This is a genomic window from Rhodococcus aetherivorans (assembly GCF_025722975.1).
GTDB classification, from domain to species: domain Bacteria; phylum Actinomycetota; class Actinomycetes; order Mycobacteriales; family Mycobacteriaceae; genus Rhodococcus; species Rhodococcus aetherivorans.
In genome coordinates this window covers 794946-813572 of sequence record NZ_CP106982.1, presented here as the reverse complement: position 1 = coordinate 813572, position 18627 = coordinate 794946, and the positions used below count along the sequence as shown (strand labels likewise).

The 18627-nt window shown below is 69.3% G+C and carries 18 protein-coding genes; 10 read left to right on the top strand and 8 right to left on the bottom strand.

What is annotated here, in order from left to right; genetic code table 11:
- Positions 1–36: 36 nt before the first annotated feature.
- Positions 37–1404 carry an NAD(P)/FAD-dependent oxidoreductase gene (locus OCS65_RS03800; RefSeq protein WP_263510359.1) on the bottom strand — a complete coding sequence of 456 codons (1368 nt, stop codon included), beginning with the start codon at positions 1402–1404 and terminating at the stop codon, positions 37–39.
- A gap of 143 nt (positions 1405–1547) precedes the next feature.
- Here OCS65_RS03800 and OCS65_RS03795 point away from each other — a divergent pair, with 143 nt between their 5' ends.
- The 4 genes from OCS65_RS03795 to OCS65_RS03780 all read left to right on the top strand — a co-directional run bounded on the left by OCS65_RS03795 (position 1548) and on the right by OCS65_RS03780 (position 5504).
- Positions 1548–2450, top strand: coding sequence for a LysR family transcriptional regulator (locus OCS65_RS03795; protein WP_029546504.1), 903 nt, complete (start codon positions 1548–1550; stop codon positions 2448–2450).
- Positions 2451–2549: 99 nt separating this feature from the next.
- Positions 2550–3386, top strand: a complete 837-nt coding sequence (locus OCS65_RS03790) for an alpha/beta hydrolase (protein ID WP_072636487.1) — start codon at positions 2550–2552, stop codon at positions 3384–3386.
- A gap of 25 nt (positions 3387–3411) precedes the next feature.
- Positions 3412–4254, top strand: coding sequence for a 4,5-DOPA-extradiol-dioxygenase (ygiD, locus tag OCS65_RS03785; protein ID WP_029546506.1), 843 nt, complete (start codon positions 3412–3414; stop codon positions 4252–4254).
- A gap of 86 nt (positions 4255–4340) precedes the next feature.
- Positions 4341–5504, top strand: coding sequence for an IS30 family transposase (locus OCS65_RS03780; protein WP_029546562.1), 1164 nt, complete (start codon positions 4341–4343; stop codon positions 5502–5504).
- A gap of 46 nt (positions 5505–5550) precedes the next feature.
- On the opposite strand, the gene OCS65_RS03775 is transcribed toward OCS65_RS03780, so the two are convergent.
- The 5 genes from OCS65_RS03775 to catA form a co-directional block, all read right to left on the bottom strand.
- Complete coding sequence (locus OCS65_RS03775; protein ID WP_029546507.1) at positions 5551–6528, bottom strand: alpha/beta hydrolase; 978 nt, start codon at positions 6526–6528, stop codon at positions 5551–5553.
- 75 nt (positions 6529–6603) lie between these two features.
- Positions 6604–7737 carry an alkaline phosphatase family protein gene (locus OCS65_RS03770; protein WP_029546508.1) on the bottom strand — a complete coding sequence of 378 codons (1134 nt, stop codon included), beginning with the start codon at positions 7735–7737 and terminating at the stop codon, positions 6604–6606.
- A gap of 27 nt (positions 7738–7764) precedes the next feature.
- Complete coding sequence (gene catC, locus OCS65_RS03765) at positions 7765–8049, bottom strand: muconolactone Delta-isomerase (RefSeq protein ID WP_029546509.1); 285 nt, start codon at positions 8047–8049, stop codon at positions 7765–7767.
- 69 nt (positions 8050–8118) lie between these two features.
- Positions 8119–9246 (bottom strand): muconate/chloromuconate family cycloisomerase, encoded by a 1128-nt coding sequence (locus tag OCS65_RS03760; RefSeq protein WP_029546510.1) that lies wholly within the window; start codon positions 9244–9246, stop codon positions 8119–8121.
- Positions 9247–9375: 129 nt separating this feature from the next.
- The gene (catA, locus tag OCS65_RS03755) at positions 9376–10227 is read right to left on the bottom strand and encodes a catechol 1,2-dioxygenase (RefSeq protein ID WP_065921951.1); all 852 of its coding nucleotides are present in this window, start codon (positions 10225–10227) and stop codon (positions 9376–9378) included.
- Between the two features lie 196 nt (positions 10228–10423).
- Here catA and OCS65_RS03750 point away from each other — a divergent pair, with 196 nt between their 5' ends.
- Positions 10424–11194, top strand: a complete 771-nt coding sequence (locus tag OCS65_RS03750) for an IclR family transcriptional regulator domain-containing protein (protein ID WP_050036050.1) — start codon at positions 10424–10426, stop codon at positions 11192–11194.
- 6 nt (positions 11195–11200) lie between these two features.
- On the opposite strand, the gene OCS65_RS03745 is transcribed toward OCS65_RS03750, so the two are convergent.
- Positions 11201–12130, bottom strand: a complete 930-nt coding sequence (locus OCS65_RS03745) for an AraC family transcriptional regulator (RefSeq protein WP_043802485.1) — start codon at positions 12128–12130, stop codon at positions 11201–11203.
- 243 nt (positions 12131–12373) lie between these two features.
- Here OCS65_RS03745 and OCS65_RS03740 point away from each other — a divergent pair, with 243 nt between their 5' ends.
- The 3 genes from OCS65_RS03740 to OCS65_RS03730 all read left to right on the top strand — a co-directional run bounded on the left by OCS65_RS03740 (position 12374) and on the right by OCS65_RS03730 (position 15171).
- Positions 12374–12937, top strand: coding sequence for a flavin reductase family protein (locus OCS65_RS03740; protein WP_043802490.1), 564 nt, complete (start codon positions 12374–12376; stop codon positions 12935–12937).
- 50 nt (positions 12938–12987) lie between these two features.
- Positions 12988–14607 (top strand): 4-hydroxyphenylacetate 3-hydroxylase family protein, encoded by a 1620-nt coding sequence (locus OCS65_RS03735; RefSeq protein WP_263508839.1) that lies wholly within the window; start codon positions 12988–12990, stop codon positions 14605–14607.
- 72 nt (positions 14608–14679) lie between these two features.
- Entirely contained in the window at positions 14680–15171 is a 492-nt protein-coding gene (locus tag OCS65_RS03730; RefSeq protein WP_072636498.1) for a hypothetical protein, read from the top strand.
- Between the two features lie 75 nt (positions 15172–15246).
- On the opposite strand, the gene OCS65_RS03725 is transcribed toward OCS65_RS03730, so the two are convergent.
- A complete protein-coding gene (locus OCS65_RS03725; RefSeq protein WP_029546516.1) occupies positions 15247–16179 on the bottom strand; it encodes an AraC family transcriptional regulator in 933 nt (310 codons plus the stop codon).
- Between the two features lie 172 nt (positions 16180–16351).
- On the opposite strand from OCS65_RS03725, the gene OCS65_RS03720 reads away from it, so the two are divergent.
- Positions 16352–17563 (top strand): cytochrome P450, encoded by a 1212-nt coding sequence (locus OCS65_RS03720; RefSeq protein WP_006946207.1) that lies wholly within the window; start codon positions 16352–16354, stop codon positions 17561–17563.
- A 3-nt stretch (positions 17564–17566) separates the two neighbouring features.
- Positions 17567–18571: a 2Fe-2S iron-sulfur cluster-binding protein gene (locus OCS65_RS03715; protein ID WP_006946208.1), complete on the top strand. Its 1005-nt coding sequence runs from the start codon at positions 17567–17569 to the stop codon at positions 18569–18571.
- Positions 18572–18627 lie beyond the last annotated feature (56 nt).

Below are 18627 nucleotides of genomic sequence, written 5' to 3'. Positions count from 1 at the left end.
GTGAACGGCACGGGGCCCGGTTCTCGTCGAGTCGTCCTATCGGACGCTGACCTTCTCGGGTTCCGGCTTCTTCTCGGGAGCGCGGTCGACCCGGGCAGGTACAGCGGTGACGGTCACGTCGTCGGGGACATCGGCGTCGAGCCGGTGCTGCTCCTGCGCATAGTGGAAGTGCGGGCGCCGGTGACCGAGGAAGGATCCGAACCACGACATCACCGCGACGTAGCGGTTGCGGAAGCCCACCATGTAGACCAGGTGCACGGCCAGCCACAGCACCCAGGCGATGAAGCCGCTCAGCTCGATCTTTCCGACGCGGGTGATCGCGCGGAAGCGGTTGATGATGGCCATGCTGCCCTTGTCCCGGTACTTGAATCGGGTGCCCACCGGCTGCTTGCCGAGGATGGTCCGCGCGACGTGGCGGCCGCCCTGCATCGCGACGGGCGACTGCCCGGGCAGGTTGTTCAGCGACGTCATGTCGCCGATGGCGTACACGTCGGCGTAGCCGCCCACGGTGAGGTCCGGGTTGACCAGCAGCCGGCCCGCACGGTCGGTGGCGCAACCGGTGCGCTCGGCGAGGACTCCGGCGAAGTCGTTGGCGCGCACGCCGGCCGACCAGATGATCGTCTCGGCGGTGATCCGGCGTTCCTCGTCGCCCGCCTTGAGCGTGGCACCGTGCTCGTCGATGTCGGTGACGAAGGTGCCGAGCACGACGTCGACACCCGACTTCTCCAGCGACTGCTTGGTGTATTCGCTGAGCTTGCCACCGAAGGCCGGGAGGGCCTCGCCCGCGCCCTCGACGAGGGTGACGGAGACGTCGTTGGCGCTGATGTCGTGGAACGACTGCTCGAAGTAGCGGCCCGCGAGTTCCTTGATCTGGCCGGCGAGCTCGACGCCCGTCGCGCCGGCACCGATGACCACGAAGCTCAGCAGGTTGCGGCGGCGCTCCGGGTCGGTGGTGGTGTGTGCCTCCTCGAAGCACCGCAGGATCTGCCGGCGCAGCCGCTCGGCGTCCTCGACGGTCTTGAGGGCGTAGGTGACCTTCTCGAACTCGTCGCGGCCGAAGTAGGCCTGGCGCGCACCCGTCGCCGCGACGAGCGAGCGGTACCCGACGGTGTGGACGACGCCGCCGGCAACGTAGTCGACCTCGTGCACGTCCGGCCGCACGTCCACGACCCGGCCGAGGCGGACGTCCGCGCTGGGGTACTTGGCGAGGATGGAGCGGATCGACGGGGCGATCTCGCCGGCCGAGAGCACGCCGGTGGCGACCTGGTACAGCAGGGGCTGGAAGAGATGTTCGGTGGTCTCCGAAATCAGGACGAACGGCGTCCCGGCCTTGGCGAGCTTCTTCGCCGTTGCCAGCGCGCCGAAGCCCGAACCGACGACGACGACCTCGGTCCGATCGGTCACTGCTGTGCTGCCCACGATTACCTCTACCTCCACCTTGAAGTCGATGTATGACAACCACCGTATGGAGACGGCAGACCGATGGCCACCAACCTGCCGTATTCGCGGAAGTCTTATCTCGATCGCTCATAAGTAGGATTGGGGGCATGGACTTCCGGCAGCTGCGTTACTTCCTCGCCGTGAGCGAGGAGCTGAGCTTCAGCAAGGCCGCGCAGAAGTGCTTCATCTCCCAGTCCGCCATCAGTCACCAGATCACCCGGCTCGAGAAGGAACTCGATACGTCGCTGTTCGAGCGGTCCACCCGGGTGGTGCGGTTGACCCCCGCCGGTTCGCGGCTGGTCCCCATCGCGCAGCAGGTGCTCAGCCTCGAAGCGCAGGCGTATGCGGTGGCGCGCGAACCGCGCAACCGCATCCGCATCGCCGCGAACATGACCTTCGCGTCCCAGAGCCTCGATGCCATCGCCCACGTCCGCGAGCAGTACCCGGCGATCGACATCGAGTTCGTCATCAAGAGCTTCGCCGACCGGATCGACGCCGTCGCCGGCGGCGACGCCGACGTCGCCCTGATCCGCGGCGGCGTCGACCGCCCGGGTCTCGAGACCGTGGAACTGGGGATCGAGGACCTGGTCATCGTCACGTCGAGCCGGCACCCGCTTTCCGCGTTCTCCACCGTCGACCTCGGCGACCTGGCGCCCTACCCGCTGCTGCTGCCGCCCCGGCCCAGCCAGGTGCTCATCCACACGGTGATCGAGGACGCCTTCCGCGCGGTGGGACGCCGGGTGCAGCTCGGGCCGTCGATCGCGAGCGACCACACCGCCACCCTCGACGTCATCACCAATCCGCGGGCGTGGACGGTCCTGTACCCGAGCACCGCCGCGGAGACCCCACGGACGGGCCTGGCCTACATGCGCGAGGCGCGCAATCGCCTCAGCGTCCCGGTGTGCGGCGTGGTCCGCAGCGACGCGCCCCGCTCGTCGGCGATGTCGAGCCTGATCCTCGCGCTGCGACGGTCGATGACCAGCGAGGCACCGCCGGGACCCGAGGACTGAACACACAGCCGCGCGGTCGCCGCAATGCGCACCGATCCGGTGGCGTTTCGTGGAAGGATGACCCGATCCGGCGGCGGATCCACGCGGTGAGGAGCGATCATGCAGCGAACCGAGACTTCGTTCACCAGTGCCGACGGCACCCGCATCGTCTACGACGTGTGGTCGCCCGGCGGGGACCCGACCGGCGTGCTCGTGCTGTGTCACGGGTTCGGCGAACACGCACGTAGATACGACCACGTGATCGAGCGCCTCGGTGATCTCGGCCTCACGGTGTACGCGCTCGACCACCGCGGGCACGGCCGCTCCGGCGGCAGGCGCGTATATCTGCGGGAGATGGCCGAGTACACCGGCGACGTGAACCGGCTGTTCGGCATCGCCTCCTTCGACAATCCCGGCCTGCCGCGGTTCCTGCTCGGCCACTCCATGGGCGGGGCCGTCGCCCTGGCCTACGCGCTCGAACACCCCGACGAGCTCACCGCCCTCGTCCTCTCCGGCCCCGCGGTCGACGTCACCTCCGGCACGCCGCGCGTCGTCGTCGAACTCGGCAAGCTCATCGGGCGCGTGCTGCCGCAGCTACCGGTGCAAAAGCTCGACTCCGCGGGCGTCTCCCGCGACCCCGACGTCGTCGCCGCGTACGAAGCCGATCCGCTGGTGCACCACGGGCTCGTGCCCGCCGGCATCGCGCGGGCCCTCGTCGTCACCGGGGAGAGCCTCCCCGACCGGCTGCCTGCGCTGAACCTGCCGGTCCTGCTGCAGCACGGCGCCGAGGACCGGTTGACCGCCCCGGCCGGCAGCCGGCTCGTCGCCGAGCGGGTCGGGTCGCCGGACGTGACCCTGAAGTTGTACGACGGCCTCTACCACGAGGTGTTCAACGAACCGGAGAAGAAGCAGGTTCTCGACGACCTCGTGGAATGGCTCCGGCCGAGGCTCATCTGACGTGGCCGCCGAACCGTCCGCGCGCATGCCGGCCGCGTTCCTCGGGCACGGCAGCCCCCGCAACGCGCTCGACGCGAACCGCTACACCCGGGCGTGGCGGGAGTTCGGGCGCGCGGTCCCCACGCCGCGTGCGATCCTCGCGATCTCGGCGCACTGGTTCATCAACGCCACCGCCGTCACCGCCATGCCCAGCCCGCGCACGATCCACGACTTCTTCGGCTTCGAGCAGCAACTGTTCGACGTGCAGTACCCGGCGCCGGGGCTGCCCGAACTGGCCGAGGAGATCGCCGACGTCGTGCATCCGACCTGGGTCGGCGCGGACGTCGACTCGTGGGGCATCGACCACGGCACCTGGTCGGTGCTCACCCACGCCTTCCCGGCCGCGGACGTGCCGGTCGTGCAGCTGAGCCTGAACGCCTACCAGGATTTCGACTACCACCTCGAACTCGGCGCGAAGCTCGCGCCGCTACGCGAACGGGGCGTTCTCGTCGTGGCCAGCGGCAACATCGTGCACAACCTCGCCGGCATGGATCGGCGCCTCCCGGACGAGGGGTTCGACTGGGCGCACCGGTTCGACGCGGCGGCGCGGGTCATGATCATGGACCGCCCCGACGGCGTCGCGAGTCTCGACGGGCACGCCGACTTCGAGCACGCGGTCCCCACCACGGATCACTTCCTCCCGCTGCTGTACCTCGCGGGCCTGGCTGGTGTGGGCGACGATCTCGTCGAACCCCTGGTCGACGGCTTCGCGTACGGATCGCTGTCGATGAGCGCCTACACCCTCGGGGTCACGTGCACGGCCGGCGAGGACGGCCCCCCGTCCGCCGGGTTCCCCGACACCCCGAACCCGTCCGACACCAACACCTGACCGCTCGGGCACGCGGCCGAATGTCACACCGCGTCACTCAGGGCTGACTCAGGTGGTCCATGCGACACGCTCCCTGACCAGGGGAGATGTCAGTGGGTCGAGCAGCACGAGAGGCGAAGAAGGCTAGGTTCTTCGCCATGCGCATGACGAAGGTGTCGATCGCCAAGGCCGCAGCCGCGGTCGGTGTCAGCCGACAAACCGGCTACCGGTGGGAGGACGAGGCCAACGGCACCGTCCGCCGTGCCCCGCACTGGGAGCACGGCGGACGGTCGTTGTCCCTGGGCGAGCGGGAGCTTGTCGCCCTCGGACTCGCCCGCAACGAGTCGGTCCAGACGATCGCCGCGCACCTGGGCCGGCACCGGTCGGTGATCTACCGGGAGATCGAACGCAACAGCAACCGCGACGGTAGCTACCGCGCCGTGTCGGCCCACGCGCGGGCCTGGACCCGAGCACTGCGACCGAAAGTCGCCAAGCTGATGGCCGCACCCGAGTTGCGCGCGTATGTCGTCGCCAAGCTGAAGCTGCGCTGGTCCCCGCAGCAGATCTCGGCCAGGCTGGTGGTCGACTTCCCCGACCGAGCGGAGATGCGGGTGTCCCACGAAACCATCTACCAGGCCGTGTATGTGCAACTGAAAGGCGAACTGCGAAAAGAGCTTTCGGAGTATCTGCGGCGCCGGCACACCCGTCGGGTGCCGCAGGGGCGAGTGCCGAGCAGTGCCCGCCATATTCCCGACAAGATCCTCATCTCCCAGCGGCCCGCCGAGGTCGAGGACCGGGCGGTGCCCGGGCACTGGGAGGGAGATCTGATCATGGGGGCGCGCAACCGCTCGGCGATCGGCACCCTGGTCGAGCGCACCACCCGGTACGTGGTGTTGCTGCACCTGCCGAAGGTCCGCGACGTGTCCGGCGTCCGCGATGCGATGATCGCCGCGATGCGGTCGTTGCCGGAGGTGATGCAGCGGTCGGTGACCTGGGATCAGGGCCACGAGATGCGTGCTCATGCCCAGATCACCATGGCCACCGACGTCGCTGTCTACTTCTGCGATCCGCACTCGCCGTGGCAGCGCGGCACCAACGAGAACACCAACGGTCTGCTCCGGCAGTACTTCCCCAAGGGCACCGACCTGTCGGTGTACACGCCCGAGGACCTGCAGCAGGTCCAGGACGAGTTCAACGGCCGCCCCCGGCAGACGCTACGCTGGCGCACGCCAACCGAAGCGTTCACCGAGCTTGTCGCATCGGCCGCCTGAAACCGCCCAGATCGAATGGATGTGACATCGGGCCGCCACGGCGGGGTCATGCCGTGTGGCGACGCTCCTGCGCGACGACGGTGCGCCGCACGAAGTCGATGCTGTAGTGCAGCAGCGTGCGGGCCTCGGGCAGCACCTGCCCTATCACCGGGAAGGCGTGCACCTGACCGGCCCACAGGTGGGTCTCGACCGTCGCGCCCACCTCGTCGAAGGCGCCGGTCATGATCTCGACGTCGGGTCGGGTGATCTCGTACTCGGCGACGGAGAAGAACACGGGCGGGAACAGCGCCGGATCGGCACGGACGGGCGACTCCTCGCCCTCGATGTAGTCGGGACCGGCGAGCCAGCGGTCGCGTAGCTTCTCGACCTGCCGCATCGGCAGGTACGCGTCGCGCTTCATGAAGTCGGGGTCGTGCTCCTCGAGTTCGAGGTTGAGCAGCGGCGAGTAGCCGATCACCGCGGCCGGCCGGATCATGCCGCGCAGCGCGGCGATCTCGGCGACCTTCATCGCCAGGTAGCCGCCGGCCGAGTCACCGGCGACGACGATGCGGGTGGGGTCCTCGACCGTCTCGAGCAGCGCGGTGTACGCAGCCATCGCGTCGATGACGGAGGTACCGATCGAGCCCACGGGAAGCTGCCGGTAGGCGACGGAGTACACCGGAACCCCCGACTCGGCGGCGAGCAGTGAGCAGACGGTGCGGTGGGTGGCGAGGCCGCAGAACACGAAGGCGCCGCCGTGGAAGTACAGGATGGTGACCCCGGCGAGCGAGTCCCGGGCGGGTCGCGGCGGTTCGATGCGCTCGCTGGGCACCCCGCCGAGGGTCAGGGGGTCGATGTCGACGCCACGCGGTCGGGGCAGCAGCTTGTCGACGCGACGGTCGAGCCGGCTGAGGGTCTCGATGCCCCGGTCGGTGGCAGGCCACCAGGTGAAGAGCGGCTTCACGAAGATCCGCACGAACCAGAAGACGAGGATCGCCCGCAGGCTCACCGTCCAGTGCCAGATCGTCGATCCGTGGGTGCGCATGTACGCCACGATAGGACGAGGCCGGTACGCGGTCGAGGTACTCTCCGTCACACGTATCTTCCGGACCCTCAGCCCTCAGACCTGCAGCAACGGCACCAGCAGCTCCTCCTCGGTCAGCGCACCGTGCTGGCCGGGCAGCTGCGACATGACCAATTCGCCGTCGGAGCGGATCACCGTGGACTCGCCGAGGCCGATCGCGACGACGTCACCGATGCGTCGGCACGCGGCGGGCGACGGGTCCGGGCCGAACAGGCCGCCGGCGATCACGTCGTCGCGGGTGCCGATCCACATGTCGTCGCCGAGTTCGTTGCGCCACCGCTCCAGCACTGCGTCGGGCCGCCGGGTGTGCACGTGCCGGCAACGGGGTTCGCCCGCGATCGCGTCGACGTCCTCCGAGAGGCCGGAGATGTGGTCGAAGTCGGCGCGACGGCCCCGGGAGGCGTCGACCATGCCGTGGTCGGCGGTGATCAGCAGCCGCGCCCCGGCGGGCAGGGCCGCGACGAGTTGCTCGACGAACCGGTCGACGACGGTGAGCTGCGCGGTCCAGGACGGGGACTCGGGTCCGTAGAGGTGGCCGATCGTGTCGACCTCGCCGAGGTAGCAGTAGACGAGGGTGCGGTCGCCGGCGGCGACGGCAGCGACGACGTGGGCGAGCAGGTCGCCGTAGGCGGAGACACCGACGAAGTTGCCGCCGCGCAGCACGGCCCGGGTGAGCCCGCTGCCGTCGAAGCTACGGGGCACGACGGTGGTCACGGTGAGCCCGGCGGCGTCGGCGCGTTCGAACGCCGTCGGGTGGGGCTGCACCCATTCGGGGACGAGTCGCTCACGCTGGTCGACCGCGGTCCCGGCGAGGGTCCAGCGCAGCCAGTTGAACGGGGCGTCGATCTCCTCGACGTAGGACTGGTAACCGGTGATGGCGTGGGCGCCGGAGGCCAGGCCGGTGCCCAGCGACGCGATGCTCACCGCGGTGGTGGTGGGGAATCCGGCGCGGATCGGCCGGCCGTCGAGTCCGGTGAGAAACGGGGCGGCTGCGGCATTGCGCCGCAGCAGGTTCCACCCCATGCCGTCGACGAGCAACACGACGGTGCGGGACTGCTCGTCGAGCGCGAGACGGTTGGCCTCGCCGGGCACCCCCGCGGACGCGAGCACGGACGGCATCAGGTCCGCGAGGGTCGGTTCGGCGTAGACGTCGTGCAGCGGCAGGTCCATTACCCGAGTATGGCCTGCCGGCGGCCACTAGTCCTTGATGTCGGATCCGTGCTTGGTCAGCGGCATGATCTCGATGTTCATGTACGGGAACAGCGGCAGGTTCCACAGGATCTCGTGGAGTTCGTCGGCGGAGTCGACGTCGAAGATGCTGATGTTGCTGTACTTGCCGACGATGCGCCAGATCTCCCGCCACTTGCCCTCGCGCTGCAGTTCCTGGCTGTAGGCCTTCTCCCGCGCGACGGTCTCGGCCCGCACCTCGGGATCGAGGTCGCGGGGGATGTCGACGTCCATGCGAACGTGGAACAGTGCCATGGTGCGTACTCCTTTCGGGCCGTGCGCGGTTTCGGTAGCTGTTTCTACCGAAACCGCGCACGGGTGTGGTCAGTCGCGGGCGAGGTGCTTGACGACGTCCATGTCGAGTTCGACGCCGAGGCCGGGCCCCTGCGGGAGGTGCACCTGCCCGTCGGAGTAGTCGAGCGGGGTCTGCAGCAGCTCGACGGCGAACAGCTGCGGCCCGAACAGCTCGGTGCCGTAGTTGATCCCGGGCTCGGCGCAGGCGAAGTGGATGGACGCCGCAGTGCCGATGGGCCCCTCGATCGAGGTGGCGCCGTGGCAGCGGATTCCGGCCGCCTTGGCGACGGCCACGACCTCCTTGCTGCGTTGCAACCCACCGCACTTGGTGGTCTTGAGGGCGATGACGTCGGCGGCGCCGAGCTTGGCGATCTCGAGCGCGTCGTGCGGCGTCTGCACGGACTCGTCGGCCATGACCGGGGCGGACACCAGATGGTTGATCTCGGCGAGGACCTCGCGCTGCTCGCCGGGGGTCGGCTGTTCGATGAGTTCGACGCCGCCGTCGACGAGTTGCGGGACGTACCGCAGCGCGGTGAACCGGTCCCAGCGGGCGTTGACGTCGATGCTGACGCCGGCCTTGCCCTCGAGGGCCTGCGCGATCGTGACGACACGTTCGGTGTCGACCTTCGGGTCGAGCGCGCCCATCTTGAGCTTGAACGCGAAGTTCAGGCGGGCCGCCATCTTCTCCTCGACCTCCTCGAGGATCTCCTCGACCGGCGCGGCGCCGAGCGCCCAGCGCACGTCGACCCCGGTGCGGAAGGCGCCGCCGAGCAGGGCGTGCACGCCGACGCCGAGGGCGCGGGCCCAGGCGTCGTGCAGGGCGACGTCGACGGCGGCCTTGGCGAACCGGGCGCCGGAGACGACGCGTTCGATGTCGACCATGATGCCGCTGATCTCGTCGACGCCGCGGCCGGCGATGTAGGGGGCGATGTAGCCGTCGACGATCGCCTTCATCGTCTCGACGGATTCACCACCCCACCACGGACCGCCGGGCACGACGCCCTCGCCGTAACCGGTGACGCCGCCCGCGGTGGTGATCGCCACGAGCAGGATGGGCTGCTTCTCGGCGGTGGTGGTGGCGAACTTGTGCGGACGTACCAGCGGCACGTCGATGATCGTCGTGTCGATCGAGACGATCTTCAGGTCGGGGTCGGACATCGAACAGCTCACAATCGGATATCGGCGGTGATGCGGGCAACAGTGGACCCTCGGGGACGACGAATGCCGGTGTCCTCTTGGTGGACACCGGCATTCGTCAACTCACGTGGACCCGGTCCATGGAGACGATCAGGCCTCGGGGTCGAGCACGAAGTTGTAGGTCACCTCGTCGACGCCCTCGGCGTTCGGCTGCGGGTCGAGGATGAGCTCGGGCTTGGTCGCGGTCGCGACGTCGTCCTCGACCCACTCGCCACCCTGGAAGTACAGCTGGGTGGTGATCGAGCGCTTGCCGGGGGCCTTCACCATCAGGTGCAGGTGGGCGGGGCGCCACGGGTGTCCACCGTAGGACTCGATGAACCAGCCGGTCGGGCCGTCGGCGGGGATCTTGTAGGGGGCGGGCTTGAGGGTCGTGATCTCGAAGTTGCCCTCGTCGTCGCACTCGACGGTGCCGCGCAGGTTCCACTCGGGGATGCCGGGGGCGAACTGCGAGTAGAGGCCCTCCGCGTCGGCGTGCCACAACTCGATGGTGGCGCCCTGCAGTCCGTTGCCCTCGAGGTCGGTGACCCGGCCCTTGAAGATCAGGGACTCGGCCGCCTTGTCCTGCGCACGCATCGGCATGGTGCACGTGGCCGGCAGCTTCGGGGAGTCGGCCACGTAGTACGGGCCCTCGATGCTGCCCTTGGTGCCGGTGAAGTGCTTGCGGTTGTAGTGCACCTCTTCGATCTCGTGCTCGACGAAGACGTCCAGCCACAGCGGCCACTCGCCGTACTCGCCCACGTCGATCATCCACTGCTTGAGCACGCGGTACTCGTCGTAGGTGACCTCGTGCTTGTGGATGATCTCGGCGAACGCCCCGAGCACATCCTTGTAGATGGCGGCGGCACGCTCGACCGACGTGTCCGACGAGACGCGCTCGTTCTTGAACTTGTCGGTGGCCGCATTGCCGGACGCGTGGGCGGTGGGATTCTCGGTGGTGGTCATGTGTCCTCCTCGGCGAGGCTCGAACGATGGTCACGAAAGCTGTCGTGGTGATCGCGGGGCTGGCGCTCTCGCCACTCGGGTTGTACGCTGTGCGTACTTCCGTATCGCAGTGCGTACACACACTGTGCGTCCAGTCACAGGTGATTGTCAACACCCGGGTGGCCCTGGGCGCCGAAACCGCAGGTAGGAGCCAGCAATGCCTAGCCAGGACCGGGATTTCGTCCAAAGCATCGAGCGCGGCTTTGCCGTGCTGCTCGCGTTCGACGAACAGCACCCCAACCCGTCCCTCGCCGAACTGGCAGCGAAGACCGACCTGTCCCGGCCCGCGGTCCGCCGCATCCTGCTGACCCTGCAGAAGCTCGGCTACGTGAGCAACACGGGCAGCCGATGGTCGCTGACCCCGCGCGTGCTCAGCATCGGTCAGCACTACTCCGCCTCGCACGCCCTGGTCGAGGCCGCCATGCCGCGGCTGGTCGAGATCTCCGAGTACACCGGCGAATCCGCCTCCCTCGGCGTTCTCGACGGCGCCGAGGTGGTGTACGCCGCCCGGGTCCCGGTGCGGCGCATCATGAGCATCAACGTCTCGGTGGGCACCCGGGTCCCCGCATACGCGACGTCGATGGGCCGGGCGCTGCTGGCGTGGGCCCCCACCGACACCGTCGAGCAGGTCGTCGCCGACACGAGTTTCGAGAAGCTCGCCACCGCGACCGTCGGCAACGCGGACGAACTGCGGGCAGAGCTGGCCCGGGTGCGCGCCCAGGGCTACGCGCTCACCTCCGCCGAGCTCGAGGAGGGCCTCATCTCGGCGGCGGCGCCGGTGCGCGACGCCGCCGGCACCGTGGTCGGTGTGCTCGCCTGCTCGACGTCGACGGCCCGGCACACGCCCGAGGAATTCCGCGCGCTCGCCGTGGACTGCCTGGTGAAGTCCGCGAACGACCTCAGCGCCGACCTCGGGTACCGCGGGTAGGTCTCGTCAGCCGCGCAGGGTCGCGGACGGGGTCACGCCGTACTTGCGGCGGTAGGCGGCGGCGAAGCGGCCGGTGTGCGTCATCCCCCAGCGCATGGCCACCTCCGTGACCGACGTCGCCGCCGGGTCGCCGGCCGCGAGCTCCTCGTGGATCCGCTCGAGGCGCAGGTCGAGCAGGTAGTCGCGGGGACAGACCCCCAGGTACTCGCGGAATCCCTCCTGGAGGCGGCGCACGCTCACGCCCGCCAGCTCGGCCATGTCCGCCGACGTCCACGGCTGGGCCGGATCCTCGTGGATGCGGTCGAGGACCCGCTTGACGATCCGCGGTCGCGCCGCGGTGCCGGTCCCGCCGTCGGGCATCACCGCGAGCACGAACGCCGAGGTCAGGGCGCCGGAGAGCTGCTCGGCGACCAATGGGTTGCGCCACAGCTCCTCGTCCGCGCGCAGCTGGTCGACCACCGACCGCAGCAGGGTCATCCAGCTCTGACCGGCCTCCCCGGTCAGGTCCACCTGCTCCGGCAACTGCAGGTCGGGACGTCCCAGGATCCGCGCCAGCTCACGGTCCAGGTAGTCGCGGTCGAGCTTGACGCCGACGATCTCGCAGTCGTCGGTCCAGCGGGTGATGGTGGCGGCGGTGTCCGGCCGGAACACCGACGCCTGTCCCTGCACCGAGACCACCTCGCGGCCCGCCGTCACCGATTCGATGCGCCCGGACAGGGGGATGTTGACCGCGTAGGCACCCGGATGATCCGACTGCACCGTGACCTCGGCGCCCCATCCGATTCGCGCCAGCCGCAGCGGACCGAGCTGCAGCGCGCGGACATCGACGTGCGGTTCCGTACCGGCGGCCAACGGTGCCAGGGTGTGCGGGAAGTATGCGTCGGACACCACATGCTCGGCTTCGTCCCAATCGGCCGGATCAGGCGTCGACCTCACCCCGTACCTCCGTTTCCGTCCCCGGGACCTTCGGCGCCGTTCGCCATTCGGGACCTTCGTCCCGGTATACCCGAGACCCACTGCCCAGTGTGATGGGCAACACGTCTCCGGGCAAACGAGGCCATCGGTCACGCCGACCGCGCTAACCGGATAGCGACCGCGTTCAGCGGATCGCAGCCGGCACCCACCCGCTCCTATGGTCTACATCACACCAGCACGGATCGACCCGGGAGGAGCGCCGAAATGGAACAGCGTCGGCTCCGGAACATCTTCGGACAGTTCGCAAGTGGCGTCACCGTGATCACCTGCGCCAACCACGAGGGCACACCCCACGGCGCGACGGTCACCGCGTTCACCGCCGTCTCCCTCGAGCCCCGGCTGTGCCAGGTCACCCTGACCCGCACGTCGAAGGCGTGCGGCTTCCTCTCCGGCGCACCGTTCGCGGTGAACATCCTCGCCGCGGACCAGGTCGACACCGCCCTGCACTTCGCCGGCCGGCCGCAGACCCCCGGCCCGGTGTTCGAGGACGGACCCACGGCGCCGGTGCTCGCCGGGGCCGCGGCGACCCTGTCCTGCGTCCCGTGGCGCGAGTACGACGGCGGCGACCACGTGATCTACATCGGCGAGATCGTCGACGCCCAGTGCCGCGACACCGCCCCGCTGCTGTTCTACCGGAGCACCTTCCACGAACTCGGCGCACCGAGCGCCTCCGCCGCATGGAACGGCTCGATGGACGATCCGCACAGCGGCTGGTTCGACGCCCGGACCCGGTTCACCCCGCTCCACCTCGATGCCGCGGTGAACTGACCACCGCCCGGAACCACTTACCAGTTCCCTTCACCCGCAAGGAGATATCCATGACCACTCTCGAGTCCCGTCCCGGCGAGAACACGATCGACCGCTCCACGGTGAACGTCGCCGCCGATTCCCCGGCGAACCGGCAGCAGAATTTCGCCACGCGGCCGATGACCGGCGACGAGTACATCGAATCGATCAAGGACGGCCGCGAGATCTGGCTGCACGGCGAGCGGGTCCAGGACTTCACCAACCATCCGGCGTTCCGCAACTCCATCCGCATGACCGCCCGCCTCTACGACTCGCTCCACACCGGCGAGCACGTCGGCACCCTCACCTGTCCCACCGACACCGGCAACGGCGGGGTGACCATGCCGTTCTTCCGCACCCCCACCTCCGCCGACGACCTGCTCGCCGAACGCGACGCCATCGCCACCTGGGCGCGGATGACCTACGGCTGGATGGGCCGGTCCCCCGACTACAAGGCCTCCTTCCTCGGCACCCTCAACGCCAACAGCGAGCTCTACGCCCCGTTCCAGGACAACGCCAAGCGCTGGTACCGCGAATCGCAGGAGAAGGTCCTGTACTGGAACCACGCCATCATCAACCCCCCGGTGGACCGGCAACTGCCCCCGGACCAGGTCGGCGACGTGTTCATGAAGGTCGAGAAGGAGACCGACGCGGGCCTGATCGTCTCCGGCGCCAAGGTCGTCGCCACCGGCTCGGCGATCACCAACTACAACTTCATCGCCCACTACGGCCTGCCGATCAAGAAGAAGGAATTCGCCCTGATCTGCACGGTGCCGATGGACGCGCCCGGCATCAAGCTGATCTCGCGGGCCTCCTACAGCCAGAACGCCGCCGTGGTCGGCTCGCCGTTCGACTACCCGCTGTCCTCGCGCATGGACGAGAACGACGCGATCTTCATCTTCGACAAGGTGCTCGTGCCGTGGGAGAACGTGTTCATGTACGGCGATGTGGAGAAGATCAACGCGTTCTTCCCGCAGTCCGGATTCCTGCCGCGGTTCACCTTCCAGGGCTGCACCCGCCTCGCCGTCAAGCTCGACTTCATCGCGGGCCTGCTGCTCAAGGCCCTCGACGCCACCGGCGCCGGCGGCTTCCGCGGCGTGCAGACCCGCGTCGGGGAGGTCATCGGCTGGCGCAACCTGTTCTGGTCGCTCACCGAGTCGATGGCCCGCGACCCCGAGCCGTGGATCGGCGACACCGTCATCCCGAAGCTCGAGTACGGCCTGACCTACCGGATGTTCATGATCTCCGGCTACCCGCGCATCAAGGAGATCATCGAGCAGGACGTCGCGTCCGGCCTGATCTACCTGCCCTCGTCGGCGGCGGACTTCAAGAGCCCCGAGGTGCGCCCCTACCTGGACAAGTACGTCCGCGGCTCCGACGGCATCACCGCCGTGGACCGGGTCAAGGTCATGAAGGCCCTGTGGGACTCGATCGGCTCCGAGTTCGGCGGCCGCCACGAACTCTACGAGCGCAACTACTCCGGCAACCACGAGAACGTCAAGGCCGAACTGCTCTTCGCCGCCGAGAACCGCGGCATCGTCTCCGGCATGAAGGGCCTGGCCGAGCAGTTCATGAGCGAGTACGACCTCGACGGCTGGACCGTGCCCGACCTCATCGGCAACGACGACGTCAGCGCCTACTACCGCAAGTAACCCCCAGCTGCCGCGCGCGGGCGATCCCCTGCCGCCCGCGCGCGGCGTTCCACCCGCGAAGGAGCGCCCGAGATGACCACCGCCTCGAAGTCCGTCGCCCATGCCCCCGTCCCGGAGTTCGACGCCGTGGTCCTCGGGCGCTCCTTCGCCGCCCTGCGGGCGGCCGGCCGCCTGCGCGACGAACTGCGATTGGCCGTCCACGACACGGCCGGCGCGACCTCTGCCCGCTACGACGACGTCGACCACCGCTGGGACATCCTCGACGGCTCGACCGTCGTCGCGCGGGCCAAGTTCCTCGTCGACGGGGACGGCACCCTCCCGCTGTGCGGCCGCGACGGTGCGCGGTGCACGGCGAACACGTTGACGGCGAAGGGTTTTCCCAACCTCTTCCGGCCGGCCACCGCCGTCCACCCCGATCCCGTCGGGTACACCGTCGCGTGCATCGAGCACATGCGCGCCTACGGCCACGACTACGTCGAGCGCCGAGCCCGGGTCCCGATCTGCGACGACGACTTCCCGGAGCTGTCGTTCGACCGGCCCACCCCGCAGTTCTGGGTCGGGTAGGCCCACGCAACGACACAGGTCCCGGACATCGACAAGCGTCTCGACGGTTCTCGACGTCCGGGACTTCTGTGTGCGTCAGCGGCCGCGCAGGACCTCCGCGGGCGTCGTCCCGTAGCGCCGCTTGAACGCCGCGGCGAACCGGCCGGGGTGGCTGAAACCCCACCGGTAGGCCACGTCGGCGACGGTGACCGCGCCCGCTCCGGCGACGAGGTCGGCGTGGGCGCGGTCGAGCCGGATGTCGAGCAGGCACGCCGACGGGCTGCGGCCGACGAAGTGGGCGAACGCCTCCTGCAGGCGGCGGACGCTGGTGCCGGCCAGTTCGGCCATGTCGGCCGAGGTCCACGCCCGGCCGGGATCGTCGTGCAGGGCGTCGAGGACGCGACGGATCATGCCCGGCCGCGGGGGTCCGGCCGGCCCGTCCTGCGGGGCGACGGCCAGGACGAACGCCGCGGTCACGGCACCGGCGAGCTGTGCCCCGACCACCGGATTGCGCACCACCTCGAGGGCGCCGTCGAGCTGTTCGGACAGGGCCCGGACGAGCCCGTGCCACTCGCTCGCCGGACCGGTCAGGTCGAGCTGGTCGGGCAGCTCGAGCTTCGATCGCACCGGCGAACCGAGGATCCGGTCGGCCTCCCGCTCGAGATGCTCCCGGTCGAACTTCACCCCGAGCACGGAACACGTTGCGCCCCAATGGGTGATCACACTCGGCGTGTCGGCCCGGAAGACGGTGGCCTGACCGGGCACCGAAACGGTCTCGCCGTGGCTGCCACGGGACTCGAGCCGGCCGGTGACCGGGATGTTCACCTCGTAGGCGCCCGGATAGTCGCACGCGATGGCGATGTCGGCACCCCAGTGCAGGCGGCCGAGGGTCACCCCGCCGAGATCGACCGTCGTCAGCGACAGCTTCGGCCGGTCGGTGCCCGACAAATCGGTCAGCTCATGGGGAAAGTACGCGTCCGCCACCGCCCGGGATGCGGCATCCCAGTCTCCGATCTCGGTCGCACTCACACCACGAGCGTACGTAGCGGAGACGCCGGTCACAGAAAGTCGCGCGATGTGTCCAGGGGCCGCGCGGATCGTCTCGGCGATCGTGTGACTGCCGTCATATGTTCTGCCTCACCCGACGAACGGCCCCGCTCGAGGGGCCTAACCGCCGAAGACACATCGAGGAGCAATACCGATGACGAGCACCCTTTCATGGATCGACGAGATCACCATGACCGAACTCGAGCGCAACCCGTACCCGGTCTACGAGCGGCTGCGGGCCGAGGCACCGGTCGCCTTCGTCCCCGTCCTCGGCGCGTTCGTCGCCTCGACCGCCGAGGCGTGCCACGCCATCGCGACGAGCGACGACTTCGAGGCCATCATCACCCCGGCCGGCGGCCGCACGTTCGGACATCCCGCGATCATCGGTGTCAACGGCGACATCCACCAGGATCTGCGCTCGATGGTCGAACCCGCGCTGCAGCCGAGCGAGGTCGACCGCTGGATCGAGGACCTGGTCCGGCCCATCGCCCGCCGCTACCTCGAGGGTTTCGAGAACGACGGCCGCGCCGATCTCGTCGCCCGGTACTGCGAACCGGTCAGCGTCCGCGCCCTCGGCGACCTGCTCGGGCTGAAGGACGTCGGCTCCGACACGCTGCGCGAGTGGTTCCACAAGCTGTCCGACTCCTTCACCAACGCCGAGGTCGACGACCACGGTGAATTCACCGACCAGGAGCGGTTCGCGGCCGGCGACGCCGCGAAGGCGGAGATCCGCTCGATCGTCGATCCCCTGATCGACCACTGGATCGAACACCCGGACGACAGTGCGATGTCGCACTGGCTGCACGACGGCATGCCCGAGGGACAGACCCGCGACCGCGAGTACATCTATCCCACGCTGTACGTGTTCCTGCTCGGGGCCATGCAGGAGCCGGGGCACGCGATGTCCTCGACGCTGGCGGGGCTGTTGAGCCGGCCCGAACAGTTCGAAGCCGTCGTCGACGAGCCGGGTCTGATTCCGCGCGCGATCGCCGAGGGCATGCGGTGGACGTCGCCGATCTGGTCGGCGACCGCCCGCATCGCGAGGCGGGACACCACGGTGTCCGGGGTCGACATCGCGGCAGGCACCGTGGTGATCCTGTCGTACGGCTCGGCCAATCACGACACCGGCAAGTACGACGCCCCCACCGAATACGACATGACCCGCCCGCCGCTGCCGCACCTGGCGTTCGGCGCCGGCAACCACGCGTGCGCCGGCATCTACTTCGCGAACCACGTGTGCCGCATCGGCCTCGAGGAACTGCTCGACACCATCCCCAACCTCGAGCGGGACACGAACGCCGACGTCGAGTTCTGGGGCTGGGGCTTCCGCGGACCCACCGCCCTGCACGTCACCTGGGAGGTCTAGGACATGAGCGCCACCGTCACCGTCGGCGACACCACCGTCGCGTGCGCACCCGAGCAGACCGTGCTCGACGCACTGCTGCGCAGCGGGGTGTGGATGCCCAATTCGTGCAACCAGGGCACGTGCGGCACCTGCAAGATCCGGGTCCGCTCGGGCGCCGTCGACCACCGCACGTCCCCCGAGGCGACGCTGCCCGCGACGGAACGCGACGCGGGCTTCGCCCTCGCGTGCCAGGCCACGCCGTGCGGCGACACCGTCGTCGAGCGGCCACGCACCGACGACGGCCGGGACCGGGACGCCACCCACGCGCTGCGCGACCTCGTCGGCACCGTCACCGAGGTCCGCGACATCGCCCACGACACGCGGCGGATGCTGCTCACCCTGGACACGCCGCTCGAATTCTCCGCCGGGCAGTACGTCGAACTGACTGTCCCGGGCACCGGCGTCCGGCGGCAGTACTCGCTGGCGAACACCCCGGGTGAGGCGAAGCTGCTCGAGCTGCATGTCCGTCGCCGGCCGGGTGGGGTCGCGAGCGACCGGTGGGCGTTCGGCACCGTCGCGGTCGGCGACCGTGTCGACGTCACCGGACCGCTCGGGGACTTCACGTTCGACGCGGAGTCCACCGGCCCCATGGTGCTGCTCGCGGGCGGGACCGGACTGGCCCCGATGAAGAGCATCGTCCGGCAGGCGCTGTCGCTGGATCCGCGGCGCGAGATCGTCCTCTACCACGGGGTGCGCACCGCCGAGGACCTCTACGACTCCGGCTTCTTCCGCGAGCTGGAGGCGCAGCATCCCGGCTTCCGGTTCGTCGCGTGCCTGAGCCGTGAGTCCGGCGGCGACCGCGAGGGCTACGCCCCCGACGCCTTCGTCGAGGACGTGGCGTCGGCGAAGGAGTACACGGGCTACATCTGCGGCTCCGAGGCCTTCGTCGACAGCGCCGTCAAGGCGTGCAAGCGGCGCCGGATGTCGCCGCGCCGGATCCGGCGGGAGAAGTTCACCTCGGCGACGTGACCCACCCCCGGTGCGTCCTTTGGGCTGTTCCAGCAGCCCAAAGGACGCACCGGGCG